The 18,349-nt window shown below is 41.8% G+C and carries 16 protein-coding genes; 4 read left to right on the plus strand and 12 right to left on the minus strand.

What is annotated here, in order from left to right:
- Positions 1 to 52: 52 nt before the first annotated feature.
- Entirely contained in the window at positions 53 to 517 is a 465-nt protein-coding gene (locus tag DWW85_RS11635; protein WP_117785384.1) for an HD domain-containing protein, read from the minus strand.
- A gap of 391 nt (positions 518 to 908) precedes the next feature.
- On the opposite strand from DWW85_RS11635, the gene murI reads away from it, so the two are divergent.
- Positions 909 to 1,688, plus strand: a complete 780-nt coding sequence (gene murI / locus DWW85_RS11640) for a glutamate racemase (protein WP_117785297.1) — start codon at positions 909 to 911, stop codon at positions 1,686 to 1,688.
- Positions 1,689 to 1,969: 281 nt separating this feature from the next.
- Here murI and DWW85_RS11645 read toward each other — a convergent pair whose 3' ends face one another.
- The 11 genes from DWW85_RS11645 to DWW85_RS11695 all read right to left on the minus strand — a co-directional run bounded on the left by DWW85_RS11645 (position 1,970) and on the right by DWW85_RS11695 (position 16,169).
- Positions 1,970 to 3,136 carry a DUF3810 domain-containing protein gene (locus tag DWW85_RS11645; protein WP_117808724.1) on the minus strand — a complete coding sequence of 389 codons (1,167 nt, stop codon included), beginning with the start codon at positions 3,134 to 3,136 and terminating at the stop codon, positions 1,970 to 1,972.
- Between the two features lie 257 nt (positions 3,137 to 3,393).
- Positions 3,394 to 3,615 carry a phosphopantetheine-binding protein gene (locus DWW85_RS11650; protein WP_008401081.1) on the minus strand — a complete coding sequence of 74 codons (222 nt, stop codon included), beginning with the start codon at positions 3,613 to 3,615 and terminating at the stop codon, positions 3,394 to 3,396.
- 4 nt (positions 3,616 to 3,619) lie between these two features.
- Positions 3,620 to 5,095: a class I adenylate-forming enzyme family protein gene (locus DWW85_RS11655; RefSeq protein ID WP_117808725.1), complete on the minus strand. Its 1,476-nt coding sequence runs from the start codon at positions 5,093 to 5,095 to the stop codon at positions 3,620 to 3,622.
- A gap of 10 nt (positions 5,096 to 5,105) precedes the next feature.
- Complete coding sequence (locus tag DWW85_RS11660; RefSeq protein ID WP_117808726.1) at positions 5,106 to 6,212, minus strand: hypothetical protein; 1,107 nt, start codon at positions 6,210 to 6,212, stop codon at positions 5,106 to 5,108.
- Between the two features lie 17 nt (positions 6,213 to 6,229).
- The gene (locus DWW85_RS11665; RefSeq protein WP_117808727.1) at positions 6,230 to 7,819 is read right to left on the minus strand and encodes an MBOAT family O-acyltransferase; all 1,590 of its coding nucleotides are present in this window, start codon (positions 7,817 to 7,819) and stop codon (positions 6,230 to 6,232) included.
- Positions 7,820 to 7,873: 54 nt separating this feature from the next.
- Positions 7,874 to 9,295 (minus strand): SLC13 family permease, encoded by a 1,422-nt coding sequence (locus tag DWW85_RS11670; RefSeq protein WP_117808728.1) that lies wholly within the window; start codon positions 9,293 to 9,295, stop codon positions 7,874 to 7,876.
- Positions 9,296 to 9,420: 125 nt separating this feature from the next.
- On the minus strand, positions 9,421 to 10,809 hold the full coding sequence (locus DWW85_RS11675) for a HAMP domain-containing sensor histidine kinase (RefSeq protein WP_117808729.1): 1,389 nt from the start codon (positions 10,807 to 10,809) through the stop codon (positions 9,421 to 9,423).
- A complete protein-coding gene (locus DWW85_RS11680) occupies positions 10,803 to 11,471 on the minus strand; it encodes a response regulator transcription factor (RefSeq protein ID WP_117808730.1) in 669 nt (222 codons plus the stop codon). Before DWW85_RS11680 ends, DWW85_RS11675 begins: the two co-directional genes overlap by 7 nt.
- 148 nt (positions 11,472 to 11,619) lie before the next feature.
- Positions 11,620 to 14,196 (minus strand): ATP-dependent chaperone ClpB, encoded by a 2,577-nt coding sequence (gene clpB, locus DWW85_RS11685; protein WP_117808731.1) that lies wholly within the window; start codon positions 14,194 to 14,196, stop codon positions 11,620 to 11,622.
- A gap of 147 nt (positions 14,197 to 14,343) precedes the next feature.
- A complete protein-coding gene (locus tag DWW85_RS11690) occupies positions 14,344 to 15,492 on the minus strand; it encodes a HAMP domain-containing sensor histidine kinase (protein ID WP_117808732.1) in 1,149 nt (382 codons plus the stop codon).
- A complete protein-coding gene (locus DWW85_RS11695; RefSeq protein ID WP_117808733.1) occupies positions 15,489 to 16,169 on the minus strand; it encodes a response regulator transcription factor in 681 nt (226 codons plus the stop codon). The genes DWW85_RS11690 and DWW85_RS11695 overlap by 4 nt, the downstream gene beginning before the upstream one ends.
- Before the next feature lie 98 nt (positions 16,170 to 16,267).
- Between DWW85_RS11695 and DWW85_RS11700 the strand changes: the two genes are divergently transcribed.
- From DWW85_RS11700 to DWW85_RS11710, 3 genes are read left to right on the plus strand one after another with little or no spacing between them, the layout of a single operon-like run.
- Entirely contained in the window at positions 16,268 to 16,411 is a 144-nt protein-coding gene (locus tag DWW85_RS11700; RefSeq protein WP_117785383.1) for a CD1871A family CXXC motif-containing protein, read from the plus strand.
- Entirely contained in the window at positions 16,404 to 17,309 is a 906-nt protein-coding gene (locus DWW85_RS11705) for a 4Fe-4S binding protein (protein ID WP_117808734.1), read from the plus strand. The genes DWW85_RS11700 and DWW85_RS11705 overlap by 8 nt, the downstream gene beginning before the upstream one ends.
- A 52-nt stretch (positions 17,310 to 17,361) precedes the next feature.
- On the plus strand, positions 17,362 to 18,261 hold the full coding sequence (locus DWW85_RS11710) for a TlpA disulfide reductase family protein (RefSeq protein WP_117808735.1): 900 nt from the start codon (positions 17,362 to 17,364) through the stop codon (positions 18,259 to 18,261).
- Positions 18,262 to 18,349 lie beyond the last annotated feature (88 nt).

Here is an 18,349-nt window from a genome sequence, read left to right on the forward strand (position 1 = left end):
CAAGCACATGTACTCCTACAAAAATTAAAAATCCGTTAAGATTTCCTTATTTTTACGAAAGTGCAAAAATCTCCTTACATAGCTTTCTTCCCGACTGTGTCCGGAAGATCTTCTCATAAGCAGACCGGACTGCTTTGATATGCTCTTTATCCTCATACAGGTTCACAAGGAAATCTGCCTCTACCAGTATCTGATAATCCATTCCGTCAATATTGGAATAGGTATGGTGATGTCCGACCAGATAACATACCCGCTCAATAAAGGCAGCATCATCTGTCAATGGAATAAGCAATTTTTCTGCTTCCGGCGGACCTTCCTTTTCCTGTGTCTTTCCTGTATTATATCCATATTTCTTTTCTGAGTTCTTTATGCCTATATCATGCACAAGTGCAGCGACTTCCAGGATCTCCAGTTCTTCTCCTGTGACTCCTTCCATCTCCCCGATCAACTTGGCAAAAGAATGAACCTTCAGAAAATGATGGATCCGTCTGGCATCTCCCGCATAATATTCGATCATCTTCTCTTTTACCCGAGATTTCAGCTCCCGGCTTGCAGGAATCGTATCTTCTACATTCTGCTGCAATCTCTCACTCTGCTCTGCTTCTGTACTCTGTTTCTGCTCGGTTTCCATTTCTTTCCTCCTGACTGTCTGCCGACCGTTTTAGTATATTTATTTAACCTGATCTATTTCTGTCTTATTTTCTTTTGTTTTTATCTGTACTCACATCCCCGATTATATATGGTTGCTACAGAATACGCAACTTTTTTCCTGTACGCCCTGTTTATCCAATATTTATGTCTTATCGTCTTCTGCAGATTGTTTTGTATTGTTTTCACTTATAGGTTGTCTTTTCTTTTCATATAGTAGTATAATTTTCAAGTGCAGGTTTTTTTAGGAGGTTTTACAAATGAAAGATAATTCCCGTCCAATCGGCGTATTTGATTCCGGTATTGGCGGTATCAGTGTTTTAAAAGAAATCGTTTCACTGATGCCGGAGGAAAATTATATATATTATGGTGATTCCGCGAATGCTCCATATGGCACACGCCAGATCACTGACATTCAGCATCTAAGCCGGAACTGTGTGGAATTCCTGCTTGAACATGGCGCGAAAGCGATTGTGATCGCATGCAATACTGCAACCAGTGCTGCTGCTGCCATGCTTCGTGCAGACTATCCGGACATCCCTGTGATCGGCATTGAGCCGGCATTAAAACCAGCCGTTCTCTGGAAGGAACATGACCGGATCGCAGTTATGGCTACCCCTATGACATTAAAACAGGATAAGTTTCTATCGCTTATGCATACATACGAAGACCGATCCGTAATCTACCGTGTACCATGTCCAAAGCTGGTTGGCTTTGTGGAAAACGGAGATCTGGACAGTCCGGAGCTTCATGATTATCTGCAGGAGATTCTATCGCCTTATCTGGAAAAGGGAATCGATGCGATCGTGCTTGGCTGTACGCACTATCCGTTTGTGGAAAAAATGATCCGAACCGTTGTCGGTCCGGATATCAAGATTTTTGTCGGAAGCCACGGAACTGCCGTAGAACTGCGTCGCCGCCTGATTGCCGCAGGCTTAAAGTCAGAATCTGCTGAACAGGGTACAGTCGAGATCTATAACAGTTGTACGACCGATGGGAACGCACATGTTGCCCTCTGCAGGAAGCTGCTGGCATTATAATGTACCGTACGGAAGAAGCTGGAGGCTATCATTCATTTCGCAAATCACTTTCGTTCTATTTCGCAAAAAGATTAACAGGTATCCGGTCTTATATACCCTTTATTTCACAGAACGCTCGCGCTCTATTTTTCACGTAACGGTACTAACCTCACTGCCTTTAGCAGTTCGCTAAGGACCGACGTGAAAAAAGGTCTGTTACATAAAGGTATATAAAACCGGATACCTGTTAATCTTTTTCTATGATCCTGTTAGAGATTGCCGAATTCTTATGAACATACCATTTAATACAACTCTTCATCGTAGTATCGTAATAACAGTCCGGTCACGCGGTCATAGGCTGCGAAACCGTCTGAGACACCGTTCAGGTTCAGGCTTGTTTCAGTGAAGGTATTGGATGCCTGATTGACGGTATCCGTCGATAGAATGGCCTTATCCTCTACCTTTTTCCAAGTCTCCGGGAGCAGAAAGATGTCGTCGGAAAGCACCTGTTCGGAAATCCTCTCATTTGCCAGATACTGTTCTGCATCCTCCCCGATAGCCTCATAATAGGCATTATCTACATAGGACAATACACTCAGATACCCGGAATAAATAAAGAATGGATCTTCGCTGCCGATACAGGCAAGATAAGATATAAAATTTGCCTCATCCTCATAGATATACCCATGCAGATGCGCCAGCTCATGGCAATAGGTTGCCGGATAATTTGTGATATACATATTTGCATTACAGTTTGCTTCCATCGAAAACGGGAAATAATACCCCGCCATATAACTCTGGCTCATCAGCCCGGAAAACATCATATGCTTGACATCCGGATAGTAACCGGACAACCGTGGATACCGGCCGGACAGTTTCTGAAGAGCATTTCGCGCCTGTTCCTGCATATCTCCATCATATGTTATGTATCCGTTTTCATCCCGCTCTACTTTAGTGCTATATTCGTTACACTGCTTTACGATATAATTGCGAAGTGCCTGCAATTCTTCTACCTTATACTGCCGTTCCTCTGTTTCCTCATTTACAGGAAGCGAGGAACAGTGATAATAGATCGTACAGTTTCCGGTCATAATAAGACAGATCGCAACCGTTATATATGCAATAACAAGGTCATAGATCCTGCAAAATCTCCGATATCCCTTATGCTTTCTTATAAAGATCAACAGAATATTCAGGATCAGAAATGCAAGGATCAGCAGGATTGCCGTAACGATCATAAGCTCCCCGATTGAAAAGGAAAACAGATTGCCAAATCTTGCAAATACTGCAACGATAACCGGATTCACATGTTCCGCATACCAGTCGCACCAGTTTTCCCATCCCGTCTTTCCACTGATCCACGGAGCAGCCCACGCTGCTGCATTTATCACTATAACCAGAATTATCCCTGTAAAAAGAAAGGTTCTGTGAATATGCCTTTTTTTCTTCTTTTCCTCTATTACATTCATAATTTTATTCTTCCTGCCAGATAGTGTATTTTTCTGATATGCAGCCTGTCAGATTCTCATACATACAACATCCTTTTCTTTTTTCTATCCATTCAGTATATCATCCCGCTCTGCTTTTTACGACACACTTCACAGATTTATAACAAAAACGCCCTCATAGTTTGACATCTTCTCTGTCTGACGGCAGACCTGTCATTCTTTGAGGGCATTCTATTTCCTGCTATACTTTTTACTATCGGCACATATTTACGATAAAATCATTTCAGGTCTTCTACCAGTTCGTACAAAGCTTCTGCGGAATTGAAATTATCAGATGTGATCTCATCACTTGGAATGATAACATCGTATTTATCTGCAATCTCTGCAATGATCGTTATGATATCCAGAGATTCCAGTATTCCATCATCTACCAGTGCATCTTCATTTTCAAAGTCAACATTCGGTTTGATCTTCTTTAACATTGCAATAAAATCATTCATAGTTTTATTCTCCTTTATTCTTTGATTCTGCTATCTTTTTTATTTCTTTTCGAAGAAGCGAGCCTTTAAATGTCTTCGGAACTTTCTCGATATAGAATATCTTCTGCGGTAACTTATAGCTTTCAACCTGTTGCTGCATATAGCTCTGGAATGCAGTTTCGTCAAATCCATCCTCTTGCACGATCAGCATAACCGGCAATTCTCCGGTGATCGGATCCTGAACGGAACTGTAAGCACAATCTGCCACACCCGGATACCGGATTGCAACAGTCTCTACCTCTGCCGGCGAGATCTTGCTTCCACCATAGTTGATAACATCATCTGCCCGTCCAACCAGAATAATACTGCCATCTTCATCCATATAGCCAAGATCATTTGTCATAACATATCCATCCACTACCGTTTTCGCAGTAAGCTCCGAATCATTGTAATAGCCCTCCATAACAATCGGACCACCCCAGGCCAGTAAAGCAGGCTGTTTCTCAGATCCATTCTCTATAACATTCCCTTCTTCATCTATAAACCGCACTAGAGAATTGACGGTCGGATATCCGATACAACCATTCTTATTCTGACGGCTGAATTCCAGAATACAGGAGCAGCCAGCTTCCGACGATCCATAAAAATTATAAAGTCTTGTACGTGGAAGATACCGGAGCAGCTTTTCCTTGTCCGTTTCCGGAAGCGGGGCTGATCCCACCTGTATATAATCGATCTGATCGGCATATCCTGCAATCCTGTCATCTGACAAATGAAAGATCATTCCAAGTGTTGCCGGAGAAATTGCCATCGATGTTGCATGGTACTGCTCAAGCATCTTCCAGAGATTGCCTATCATAGCCATACCATTCATCAGACAGACAGTTCCGCCATTAATCATATCCGACTGATACCGTCTTATACCAAAGGAATGATTGAGTGGCATCGGTATGATCTCCACATTCCCCGGTTTCATCTGCGTTCCCTTCATAACATTTCCAGCAATCGCCACATCATTCTTATGATGCATGACAACACCCTTTGAGCTGCCGGTCGTACCCGTTGTGAACAACAGCATTGAACGTGAGTCTGCATTTGGAAGCGGAACATCCAGTTCTTCTGTATTCTCCATCTGTTCCATCAGCTTCTTCGGGGATAACCAGCGAAGTCCATCTGACTCTTTGTTTGAGATCAGCCATTCTGCATCCACCTTATCCCTGATTTCCTGCATACGCTCCGGTGAAGTAGATCGCTCAACAGGAATCACAAGCGCCTGCATATACTGCAAGGCTGAAAACAAAACCATATATTCAATATTCTGTGTGCATCGTAAAATAACATGTGCATTCTTTTTTATACCATTCTGAAGCAGGGCATTTGCCATCTTTCTGATTGCCGTCCAATACTCCGCATATGTCAGATGTTTTTTTAACTCACAGACAGCCAGCGTATCCGGTTGTGTCTCTGCATATTTTTTTATATAATGAAGCACGGTTTCCATATCGATCCTGTTATTTCTCCTTTTTCTTTGTAATCTTTTTTACATTTTTCTTCCATTTTTCCATAAATTTCCGATCTTCCTCATCCCATACCTTACAGGCATCTTCCCAGCTTACCTTCTGATCCTCAGTCAGAGTTTCCTGCAACTGATACTTCTCCTTCAGATATGCCCCAAGAAAGCTTGTCACCTTTTTTGATCCTGCTATATTCGTATGCTTTGGATTATAGAAATCCGTTTTAAAATCAATATCCATCTCATCAACATACTGATTTAGATCCAGGCAGTCATAGCCCTGTTCCTCACAATAGGCATCCACAGCCAGCTGCTCCCGGATCTGACTCTCATCCGGTACATACGGTGTCGCTATAAACAGCACCTTTTTCCCCAGTTCCTTTGCCTTTTTCTCGATTGCATCCAGAGTATCCTTAGACGCCTGTGACAGTTCAAGGCTCTGATCCGTTGTATAATCCGGTTTTTTGTTTTTGAGATTCGTGATCGTTGATTTTGGTCTTGCAAATTTATCATCACTGGATGGATTGTTCAGACGATTGATCATAAATTCCCGGTCAAATTCCAGCAGGTTATTATGATATTTTAATATCTGAAACATCATTTCTGCTTTCTTCACACAGCTTCCACCATGTATAGACTGAATTGCCTGCAACCTTGTTATGGATGGATTCATGCCGGATATAAGCAGTTCAAACCAATAGTCCCGTTCTTCCTGGCTGTGATCATCATTTGTATTTCTGGCGATCATGGTTCTGACCTCGATAACAAACACGTCCACGTTCTGACTTTTTACCGCTTCTTCCATAATATATGGTGCCATATTCAGATCCTGGATCGAGCTAGCCAGCATAGCCGAGGTAAAATCCTGTTCCTCATATGCCTGTGGCGGATTCCAATAACGGAATATCGCACTGGATCCGATCATCAATACATTGACCGTATCCTTTTCTTCCGCGTAATACTCTGCCCATGCCTCTGCGTCACTCTCATCCGGTCTGGCAAACTGTCCGACCTTCGATATAGAATATAACAATATGACAAAAAACAGTAGGATTGAAATTACTTTTTTTATGATTGCCAAAACCTTTTTCTTTCCTGTTTTCATGTTTTGTTCTCCTACCCTTAAAACTGTTCATAGATGAATGCGATCTGACTGCCGGAACCATATACACCAAACGTCAATACACATAAAATTCCAACGATCAGAACCAGCCAGCGCAGCCAGAGATTCTGACGTAGCAGCCAGCTTCTGATATCCTCTTTGATCCCCATCTGCTCCCGGATCTCCTGTGCAACTGATACACATAACAGGATCAGACAACCAATCAGGATCAGTCCCCATTCCCGCTGGGACAAAGCAAATGTATTTATAATGTCATAAAATGTACCACGGTCAACCACACAGGAAGCTATCATATGGAAGGAAGCACGAATTCCACTTCCCATAAAAATGATACGTCCGATCACGCATAATAAAAATGTCCGAAGCATCCGGAATATATTCCAGCTTATACAGTTTGTCCGTATATTCAGTTTCTCTGTTAATTTAGCAACCGGCTGCTCAAATAATGTCGATAAGCAGATCAGAATTCCGTGAAACAGTCCCCAGCCGATATAATTCCACTTTGCCCCATGCCAGAGTCCGGTCAGAATCCATACGCACAGGATTGGTACACAAGAGGCAAATCCGGTTCCTATGGCATTTCCCAGATATTTCCGCACCTTGGTATTCCATTTCAACAGGATCTTTGAAGTCGATACCGGATAGAATACATATTCTCTGAAGAACGCTCCGAGTGAAATATGCCATCTTCTCCAGAACTCCGGCAACGTCTGGGAAAAATATGGCCGCCTGAAATTTTCTCCAAGCGTAATGCCAAAGCACTCCGACGCACCACGTACGATATCCATGCATCCGGAGAAATCACAGTAAATCTGGATGGAATACATAACCGCCGCCAGAAAGAAGATCATACCTTCATACTGATCAGAATGTTTAAATACTTCTGTCACAAATGGACTGATACGGTCTGCCATCACCATTTTCTTAAGTGCTCCCCACAGAATCAACCATGTACCTTTTATCACCGTATCATAATCAAACTTATGCTTTTCCCATAGTTGATGCGCAACCAGTTCATATCGCGCAATCGGTCCCTGCGTAATATGTGGAAAATATAATACATACGACAGATATTTCAGAAAATTCTTCTGTGCATGGATCCTTCCGTTATAGACATCAACCAGATAAGAGATCATCATAAAGGAATAAAAAGAAACTCCAAGCGGTGCAGGGAAATGCCAATCCGGAATCCGCTGTATCGCTTCGTATGGAAGAAAACGTTTGATGTTCTCGATGGCAAATCCTGTCACCTTGAATACAATAAGCGCACCTATTACGATCAGCAATGCCAGCACCAGATATTTCTTTCGTTTCTTTTTCTGTGCTGTTTTTATCTTTCTTGCAGCTCTCTTATCTGCATCCAGAAGCAGCCGGTCCTGTTCCTCCAGATTTTTCTCCATCAACATTGTCAACGGATATACCAGAAATGCAGTTCCAACTACGATCAGCAGATCATCAATCCCACTATAAGCATAGAAAACCACACTTGCGGCAAGGAGCACCCACCACTGGATTTTCTTTGGTACTATATAATATATTAAAACTGTAAATGCTAAGAATACTATAAATATGTATGATACGACAGACATGCCTTCTCTCCATTTCTTTCTCTTTGTTTCACGCCTGTTTCTGTATGGCTTTTTTTACACCGTACTGAATGCGCTCCAGTATTTTAATAACAATGTGCAAATTATCGACATTACAAGAATAATGATAAGGGAAATCTTCCAGCCTTCCCGGAACATATACTTTGGTTCCAGTCCATATCCCACCGGAATCGCACGGATCGACGTTGGCAGCATATAAGACAGGTTCACACCAATGGATGCTACATATATATACGGAATCGGATTCAGCCCACATCCCTGTGTGATTGAGATCACAAGTGGAATCGCAACCGCTGCCGTAGCTGTATTTGAGGTCACATCCGACAACAGTAGTGTTGCAGTCAGAATGATCAGGATCGTTACAAAACCACCCTTCATATCAAGGGAAGAAATCACTTCTCCAAGTGCTTTTGCAACACCTGTTGCATTGATCAGGCTTCCAAGTGCCAGACCTCCGGCAAATATATACATCAGATCCCAGACGATCTTTCCCTGCACCTGTTTCCAGACCATGATCCGTTTTCCCTCTTTATTTGTAAAAAGAAAGGCGATGATCGCACAGATGATAAATACATATGCAGGCTTTAATCCCGGCAATATATCCTGATAAAGCTGTCTGGTAAATGCCAGACCTGTTGCCACTACAAACAGCACAAGTGCGGATTTTTCTTCAAAGCTCATCTTTGGAAGCTTCCGGTACTGTTCCGCAAAATATTCACTGGAACCACCTAACAGATCTGTCTTCTTTACATCACGAAGAATAAATACTACATTGATCAGCATTAGGATCAGCATAACCGGAAGGAACCGGATAACCCAGGAGGAATACATATATTCTTTTCCGGTCAACTGCTGGATATATTCCACCGTTACCAGATTCATAGCACCACCAAGTGGAGATGCCAGACCACCAAGTCCTGTCGCATAGGCGATCGTCAGCAGGATCTTCGATGCCGTCTTGCTGTTTTTCACGTCATCCATTCCAATATATTTCAGCATAGAAACTGCGATCGGCGTGATCGTTGCGCATACTACTGCATTCGGAAGCACCGCAGATAATACCATTGACAACGCAAACCAGAACACAAGCTGCATTCTAAGACTGTTTCCGATCAGACGCAGAAACGTGATTGCAATTCGTTTGTCCAGTCCTGTATTTTCCCATAATACTGTTATGATCGAAGCTCCAAGCAATAGCAGAATCGTTTCGTCCGCATAATTCGATATTATGGCCTTCATCTCCGCCATAGGAACTACTGCATTGATCGCAATCGGCAAAAACGCCGTTACTGCATAATCTACCGGACCTGTTACCCACCAGTATGCCATCCAGAATACCGTTCCAACTGCTGCCCGTTCTGCAAATGTCGGCAGAACTGCATGCGGTAAAAGAAAGCATGCCAACAGGAATAGAACCGGTCCAAGTAACAAATGAATCAATCGTTTATAATTTCTCATATAATCCTCCAAGCAAGTCCTACTCGATATATTGTTCTTTCTACATAAAAAAAGAACCCTAATATCGGATTATAAAAATCCAATATTAAAGCTCTATTAAAAATTCGACATTCTTCTATTTATTTTTAAGGTTTTGGAATAAAAAATGTGAAAATACTTCCTTTATTCTTTGTACTTTCAACATAAATCCCTCCCCCATATAACTCAGCAATCTTCATTGCCTGTGAAAGTCCCAGACCAAAACCTTCCGCATTACGATCTTTTTCTTCCCGATAAAAGCTTTCAAATATTTTGGATATATTTTCTTTCTCTATTCCACAGCCTTCATCCTGAATACGAATATACGACTTTCCGTCTTTCTCTCCACAGGACACATAGATTTTAGTTCCTTCATTACTATACTTTACAGCATTTGAAAGCAAGTTATTTATAACAATATAGATAAGATTCATATTTGCATGTATGATAGTCGGCTGAAAGGAATATTCAAATGTAATCTGTTTCGTATCAATATATGCTATATCATCACATGCAGATTCAATTACATCCCGAACATCAATATCTTCCATACTGAATGTTGTCCCCTTTCTATCTATTGCAGTCATCTGAAGCAATTGATCAACCAGATTCTTCATACGGTTTGTCTGTCGCTCAAATACCTCTATACTTTTTATTGCTTCTTTATCCTGCTTCTTTTCTGCCACCTCTCTCGACACCTGGCATTGTGCATGCATAACAGCAATAGGCGTACGAAGTTCATGGGATACATTCGCATTAAATTCTTCCTGACGTTCCAACTCCTGCTGCACTCTCTGGTACAAATGATTATTTGCATCTGTTAACATCTGAAGTTCTTTAAAACATCCTTTGTATTCCAGACTATCCGTAAAATCCAGATTCTCTCCGCTCTTTTTTATCGATTCATTCAACTGTCTCATTGGTACAGCGATCAGATATCTTAATAAAAGGGCAAATAAAATAAAAAATGCGCCAACAACTCCTATCACCAAATATGACTGATGCCACAGTCCGCGATAATTTTCTTTCACCGCCTGTTCCGATATCATAGCACATACCAGATAAAAACTGTCATCCTCCGTTCCATTCTTCATTTTTCCACGTCTGGTTGCTACGTAATAACGCTCTCCCTGAAAGGTTACTTTTGTAAGACTCTGTAATCCGATATCAAGCCCGGTTCTGGAATCATCCGGCATTCTGCCATCAAGAAAACTTCCGTCTCTTGACTGTAAAAACACATATACATTTTCGTTGTAAGTATCTTTCTCTTCCAGATTGTAAAAATCGCTTTTTATATACGGATTCTCATTCTCATCAAATCCTATATTTTTTTTTGCACGTTTCACTTCCTGCGCCAGTTCTGTATAAGCCAGATATTTAGTATCCTCTTTGATCAGATTCTTCTGCATCAATAAAAGACATATCGTTCCTGCTGCAATGATAAGTCCACAAACAATAACAGTAAAATTAATAAATGAGATTTTCCTTTTTAACATTCCAGTCTATAACCTACTCCCCGGATCGTATGTATCAGTTTTTCTTTAAAAGGATCATCGATTTTTCTGCGAAGATATCGAATATATACATCAACTACATTTGAATTGATATCATCATCAATGCTCCATATATTTGCACGGATCTGCTCTCTTGTGACAACAATGTTCCTGTTACGCACCAGATATTCCAGGATTGCATATTCCCGGACTGTAAGATCGACAGTCACACCATCCCGGACAACCCGGTGATTATTTGTATCAATCTGTAATGACCCATAATTCAATATGCTGTCATTACTTATATGTACAGTACGAAGCATTACCCTTAACCTTGCGAGCAATTCCGAAAACTCAAACGGTTTTGTCATATAGTCACTGGCTCCTGCATCCAGTCCCCTGACAATATCCTGCGTTTCGGACTTTGCAGTCAAAAAAAGCACCGGAACCTGTATTCCTTCTGCCCGGATTGTTTTTAAAACCGACATACCATCTTTTTTCGGAATCATAATATCCATTATAACTCCATCGTAACTTGCCGTCTCCAGATAATCAAGTGCTGCCTGCCCGTCAAAACAGGCATCTACATTGTATCCTTCTTTTGTCAGTTTATTACATATTATATGATTCAGATCCAATTCATCTTCAACAACCAAAATGCGCATGGACACAACCTCCCTATCTTAATATACAATGGCATACCATCATTAAAATAAGATTAAAGGGACTGGCACCGAAAAATATTTTCAATGCCAATCCCTTTTATCATGCTTATTTTAGTTGTCACCAGGCATTTACTACCTGTTTATATTACTACTTCTCATTTCTCGCTGTCAATTTCTGACCGTCATAGTCAATGATGATCGCTGACTGGGTGGATACTTCACCTGCAAGGATCATACGGGCAACCAGTGTCTCAACATTCTTCTGAATAAAACGCTTCAATGGTCTTGCACCATAGACCGGATCATAGCCCTGATCGATGATCGCACTCTTAGCCTCATCCGTAAGCTTGATCGTGATCTCCTGTCCAGCCAGACGTTTGTTCAGATCCTTGACCATAAGATCAACGATACTGCCAATATTCTCTTTGCTTAATGACTTGAAGATGATCGTCTCATCGATACGGTTCAGGAACTCCGGACGGAAGTGCTGTTTCAGTTTGTTCATAACTGTCTCCCGTATCTCATCCGTGATCTCGCCACCGCCTTCTGCGATATCCACACCACCGATATTCGATGTCATGATGATGATCGTATTCTTAAAGTCTACCGTTCTGCCCTGTGAGTCCGTGATACGTCCATCATCCAATACCTGTAATAATACATTGAATACATCCGGGTGTGCCTTCTCTACTTCGTCGAACAAGACAACCGAATATGGTTTCCTACGGACTGCCTCGGTAAGCTGTCCGCCTTCATCGTAGCCTACATATCCAGGAGGCGCTCCGATCAGTCTGGATACACTGTATTTCTCCATATATTCACTCATATCGATACGAACCATGTTCTGTTCATTATCAAATAAAGCTTCTGCCAGTGTCTTTGCAAGCTCTGTCTTACCTACACCGGTTGGTCCAAGGAACAGGAATGAGCCGATCGGCTTGCTTGGATCCTTGATTCCTGCTTTGGAACGGATAATCGCATCGCTGACATATTCAACAGCTTCATCCTGACCGACAACCCTCTTATGAAGTTCATCTGCAAGATTCAGTGTCTTACTCTTTTCACTCGCCGTCAGTTTGGCTACCGGAATACCGGTCCACTTGGATACAATCTCCGAAATTTCTTCTTCTGATACGACCTCATGTACCAGCTTTCGTTCTTTCTCCGATGCAGACTGCTCTGCCAGTTCCAGCTCTTTCTGAGCTGCCGGAAGTTTGCCATACTGCAATTCGGCTGCTTTGTTCAGATCGTAATTTCTCTGGGCAACCTGAATATCATTCTTGATCTTCTCGATCTCCTCTTTCAGGTTACGGATCTTCTCAACGCCTGCCTTTTCATTCTCCCATTTGGCTTTCAGATTATTTGCTTTATCCTTTAACTCTGCAAGCTCTGACTGTATATCCGCCAGTCTCTGCTTACTCAGGTGGTCTTCCTCTTTCTTCAGTGCGGCTTCCTCGATCTCAAGCTGCATGATCTTTCTTGTGATCTCATCAACTTCGGTCGGCATGGAATCCAACTCCGTCTTGATCATCGCACAGGCTTCATCGACAAGGTCGATCGCTTTATCCGGAAGGAAACGATCTGTAATGTACCGGTTGGAAAGCACCGCTGCACTTACCAATGCACCATCCGAGATCTTAACTCCATGGAACACCTCATATCTTTCCTTGATACCACGAAGAATGGAGATCGTATCTTCTACCGTCGGCTCATCGATCTGTACCGGTTGGAAACGACGTTCCAGAGCGGCATCCTTTTCAATGTACTGTCTGTATTCGTCAAGTGTCGTTGCACCGATACAATGCAGTTCGCCACGGGCAAGCATAGGCTTTAACATATTGCCTGCATCCATTGCGCCATCTGTCTTACCGGCTCCAACGATCGTATGCAGCTCATCAATAAAGAGGATTATCTCACCTTCTGATTTCTTTACTTCATCCAGAACTGTCTTCAGACGTTCCTCAAATTCACCACGATACTTGGCACCGGCAACCAACGCACCCATATCCAGTGCGAATATCTTCTTATTCTTCAAGCCTTCCGGCACATCACCTCTGACAATACGCTGTGCCAGACCTTCTGCAACCGCTGTCTTACCTACACCAGGTTCACCGATCAGAACCGGGTTATTCTTGGTCTTACGGGAAAGGATCCGGATCACGTTTCGTATCTCAGCATCTCGTCCGATAACCGGATCGATCTTCTGCTCTCTTGCCCGTTCCACCAGATCGTATCCGAACTTCTCCATTGCTTCATAGGAATCTTCCGGATTCTCACTGTCTACCTTTTTATTTCCTCTGATATCTGCCAGAGCCTTTAAAAATGTGTTCCGATCGATCGCCCATGTTTTAAGCAATGGCTTCACATCGGAATCGGCTTTTTCGATCAGTCCAAGGAACATATGCTCAACCGATACAAAGCTGTCTCCCATCTGCTTTGCTTCCTTTTCAGCCTGAATGAGCGCCTTTGAAAAATTATTTCCGGCATACAGATTTCCACCACTTACTTTTGGCAGTGATGCAAGCTTATCTTCCACCCTATTTACCGCTGCTGTTACATCTATATCGAGTTTTTCAAAAATCTTCGAAATAAGGCTTTCGTCTATCTCAAGCAATCCTGCAAGTAAATGAATCTGTGCAAGCTCCTGATTATCATATTCCAGGGCTTTATCTTTCGCTTTTTCTATTACTTCAAGCGACTTTCTTGTATATTTGTCCATATCCATAATCATTTACCTCCTGACATATAAAAACTACTGTAATTCAAGATACACTTTCATTACAGTAGTTAACATAACATTTTTTGTTAGCACTGTCAAGAGGTGAGTGCTAATTATTTTTATTTTATTTTTTCACACACATTTCAGGAATGATCACTGGGTAAAACTCACATCAAAAATCGTACCTCCGGATGGATTAGACCTAACTGTAATTGTCCCATCATGCGCACTTACGATTTCATGAACAAGTGCAAGTCCAAGTCCGACACCACCAAGTTCCCGGCTTCTGGATTTATCCACACGAAAGAACGGTTCAAACACACGCTGCCTGAGTTCCTCCGGGATTCCATTTCCGGTATCCTCTATTGACAGGTAAATATGTTTTTCCTTTTGATATGCGGTCACTGTAACCCGTCCCCCAGAATGATTATATTTTATAGCATTCTCAACAAGATTGTATACCATCCTATAAATAAGGATATCACTTCCGATCATCCTTATATCCGTGCATTTTCCAATAAGTTTTATATTTTTTTCCTGTGCAAGCGGTTCCAGATCCGCCAATACTTCATCAACAAGAGCATTGACCATTATTACATCGTCTCTCCCCACAGTTTGAAGCTCGCTCATATCCAGAAGGGTTTTTACCATTTTACCGAGTCTGTCATTCTGTTCCGTAACCATCTTTATCGTTTGCTCGGTATCTGCATCATTGCCCGGATGCGGATTGGAATTATATGAATCAAGCTGTATCTGCATTAAAGATAATGGGGTTCGAAGCTCATGTGCCGCATTTGCGGTAAATTGTCTCTGTATATCAAATGAATCCGAGAGACGTTCAAGCATCTTGTTATACGAAACACTCAGTTGGTTCAGTTCTTTAACATTGTTTTCTTCTATTCGTGAATCTGCCAGATTTTGTGCCTGTACCTCTTCAATCTTATCAGAAAACTTACCAATCGGCTTTAGGGCATGTCCACTGATAAAATACGTGGCCACACCACCCAGAAGCGCCAGCAAGGCTGAAATTATCAGGCTGTTTTTTTTGTAGTCTGCCTTGTTATTGTACACCTGAACGGAAAAATCATTTGCAAAATCATCCCAGTTATCCTCCGGAATGCTGATATATATTTCATCCGAAGAGCTTCCGTTATCATCTCCCCTGGCATCAACAGTCTCTTGCAGAGAATCAATATAGTACACACCATTTTTATAAATAAGCATAGTCAGACATCCACATATAAGCGCAATATATAATGTAATTATACATGTAAGTCTCCACTGTAGCGATATTCTTTTCATCTGTCGGCCTCCTCTCGTATTTTATACCCTTCTCCCACCTTGTTCAAAATCGGATCATATCCGAGCACTGCCTTAAGCTTTCTTCTAAGCGAAGACATATGTACTCTAATTGCTCCACTAAAGCTGTCCACGGATGCATCCCAGACATGCTCCATCAATTCTTCCTGACTTACCGGTCTTCCCAGATTGAGAAGCAGATATTCTAAAATACCATTTTCTTTTCTTGTAAGGGAAACCTTTTCCCCTTTTGCATATGCCTCACGTTTTATCGTATCAAAGCTTATCCCGCCGCTTTCCAGACATACATCCTTCTGCACAAATTTTCTTCTTGTCAGACTTCTGATACGTGCTTCAAGTTCCTTTATATGAAATGGTTTTTCCATATAATCATTTGCACCTGCATCCAGTCCCTCAACCTTATCCGCGATCTGTCCTCTTGCAGATAATATAATAACCTTTGTCTCCTCATTTTCCCGTCTGAGTTCTCTTAAGATTTCCATTCCATCCATACCGGGCAGATTCAGATCCAAAACGATCAGATCATAATCCTCCGTAAGGATACATTCAAGAGCCTCTTCCCCATCATAACAGGTATCCACTTCATACCCAACACCATACAGGCTTTTCGCAACCATATCACATATTTGTTTCTCATCTTCAACTATTAATAATCTCAAAAATCTTTCACCTGTTTCTTAACAAAAATTTTACAACAGCTATTGTATAATACCTAAGTCAGCTGGTCAACAAACACAATCAAGAAAGGAGCTGCAATATCTTGAAGTACAGGAAAATATCTCAGATCGTTTTACTCATCACAGGTATAGCAATGATCAGCTATGGTGTAGTCAGAGGTGAAGCGGCTGCCGTGCTCAGCAAAGCAATAAAATTATGTCTGGAGTGTGTAGGAATTGGATAAGAACAAATCAATATCAAAAAAAACAGCCAGAATACGCGGATGGATACAGGCAGCTGCCACGCTGCTTACCAATATTCACATCCCCAATTTATTTAAAGGCAAGATCTATCAGGGCAAAGCCAAAACAGTATGCGTACCGGGATTAAACTGTTACTCCTGTCCCGCTGCAACAGGAGCGTGTCCGATCGGGGCATTCCAAGCGGTTGTCGGCTCATTCAAATTTAAGTTTTCATACTACATAACCGGTTTTTTCATTTTGCTCGGTGTGATCCTCGGAAGATTTATATGTGGTTTTTTGTGCCCATTTGGATGGTTTCAGGATCTGCTTCATAAAATACCGGGGAAAAAATTTTCCACAGCCAGACTGAAACCGTTAAGATACCTGAAATATATCATCCTGATTGTTTTCGTTATACTTCTGCCGATGCTTGTAACGAACTCCATAGGAATGGGAGACCCGTTCTTCTGTAAGTATATTTGTCCACAGGGTGTTTTAGAGGGAGCTATACCACTTTCACTTGGAAATACCGCTATACGGTCTGCTCTCGGAAAGCTTTTTTCTTTTAAGTGCCTTATTTTAATTACGGTTATTATACTGAGTATTTTGTTCTACAGACCTTTCTGCAAATGGATTTGTCCTCTTGGAGCAATCTATTCATTATTTAACAAGGTCAGCCTTATGAATATCAAGGTTGAAAGCAGCAAATGTGTCGGATGCGGTAAGTGTTCAAAGGCATGCAAAATGGATGTAGATGTATGCAAAACACCAAATCATCCGGAATGCATACGATGCGGAGCATGTATAAAGGCCTGTCCAAAAGACGCGATCTGCTATCAGTTTATGGGGAGACCATGTTCCCAAAAGGGACATAAGCAATCTTCCAAAACCAACGTGTAACAATCAGCCACACTAATATTATCTAAATTATTATTTAAAGGAGCAATTATCTATGAAGACAAAAAAAACATTAATACCTATTATCACTCTCTGTGCAGCATTATCTCTCACGGCATGTAGCGGATCAGGATCTGCCACAACTGAGAGTTCACAAAAAAACCAGACAGAAGCCACCACTGAAGCTGCGGACAATTCCAACACGAAGCTGGATGATTTATATCAGCAGGAGAACCAGATTTTTGCAGATCATGCGGATGTATGGAACAAGGTATTTGGCATGATGAATAAAAGCAGCGCTGATCCAAGCGGAGATTATGCCGATTATCTGGCCGGCGCCGTGGAATCAAACAAGGAATCCTTTACAGATGATGAACTGAAAACACTTAACGATGATATTGAAACCATCAGACAGATTGAAAAGCAGATATCCGAAATCGAAAATAATAATACAGGATCAGAAAGCGCCGACCAGAACGACAGTTCCGAAGAAATCACACCTTTCAAGAGTTTCACCGGTAAGGATTTCGATGGTAATTCTGTTGACGAAAGCCTGTTTTCCAATAATGCGGTAACGGTCGTTAATTTCTGGTTTACCGGCTGCAAACCTTGTGTCGCAGAATTATCCAAGCTTAATGAATTAAACGATGCCATCAAATCGATGGGAGGCGAGGTAGTAGGTATCAACACAGAGACCTTTGACGGAAACGAAGATGCTATCAAGGAGGCCGCAGCCATTCTTGACAGTCAGGGTGCCAAATACCGCAATATTTCCATTGACTCTGATTCAAACATAGGTAAATATGCCTCCGACATCATGGCATTTCCTACAACCATACTTGTCGATAGGAATGGTAATATCGTCGGAGATCCTATGCTCGGCGGTATCGATGACCAGAATAACTATGACACTCTTATGAAACAGATCCAATCAGTAATCGATGCTGATAAATAGAATAAATAATCAGATTCAGGGGCAGGATAAAAAGCAAACTTTTTATCCTGCCCCTGATTGCATTCTTAATCATGCTCCTTTGTCTTGA

This window comes from Clostridium sp. AF17-21AC (genome assembly GCF_003461365.1).
GTDB classification, from domain to species: Bacteria; Bacillota; Clostridia; order Lachnospirales; family Lachnospiraceae; genus Coprococcus; species Coprococcus ammoniilyticus.

Bases quoted from the DNA above. Each gene is read 5' to 3' on its own strand.
- DWW85_RS11635 (WP_117785384.1), bottom strand. From the start codon at position 517: ATGATCGAATATTATGCGGGAGATGCCAGACGGATCCATCATTTTCTG.
- murI (WP_117785297.1), top strand. From the start codon at position 909: ATGAAAGATAATTCCCGTCCAATCGGCGTATTTGATTCCGGTATTGGC.
- DWW85_RS11645 (WP_117808724.1), bottom strand. From the start codon at position 3,136: ATGAATGTAATAGAGGAAAAGAAGAAAAAAAGGCATATTCACAGAACC.
- DWW85_RS11650 (WP_008401081.1), bottom strand. From the start codon at position 3,615: ATGAATGATTTTATTGCAATGTTAAAGAAGATCAAACCGAATGTTGAC.
- DWW85_RS11655 (WP_117808725.1), bottom strand. From the start codon at position 5,095: ATGGAAACCGTGCTTCATTATATAAAAAAATATGCAGAGACACAACCG.
- DWW85_RS11660 (WP_117808726.1), bottom strand. From the start codon at position 6,212: ATGAAAACAGGAAAGAAAAAGGTTTTGGCAATCATAAAAAAAGTAATT.
- DWW85_RS11665 (WP_117808727.1), bottom strand. From the start codon at position 7,819: ATGTCTGTCGTATCATACATATTTATAGTATTCTTAGCATTTACAGTT.
- DWW85_RS11670 (WP_117808728.1), bottom strand. From the start codon at position 9,295: ATGAGAAATTATAAACGATTGATTCATTTGTTACTTGGACCGGTTCTA.
- DWW85_RS11675 (WP_117808729.1), bottom strand. From the start codon at position 10,809: ATGTTAAAAAGGAAAATCTCATTTATTAATTTTACTGTTATTGTTTGT.
- DWW85_RS11680 (WP_117808730.1), bottom strand. From the start codon at position 11,471: ATGCGCATTTTGGTTGTTGAAGATGAATTGGATCTGAATCATATAATA.
- clpB (WP_117808731.1), bottom strand. From the start codon at position 14,196: ATGGATATGGACAAATATACAAGAAAGTCGCTTGAAGTAATAGAAAAA.
- DWW85_RS11690 (WP_117808732.1), bottom strand. From the start codon at position 15,492: ATGAAAAGAATATCGCTACAGTGGAGACTTACATGTATAATTACATTA.
- DWW85_RS11710 (WP_117808735.1), top strand. From the start codon at position 17,362: ATGAAGACAAAAAAAACATTAATACCTATTATCACTCTCTGTGCAGCA.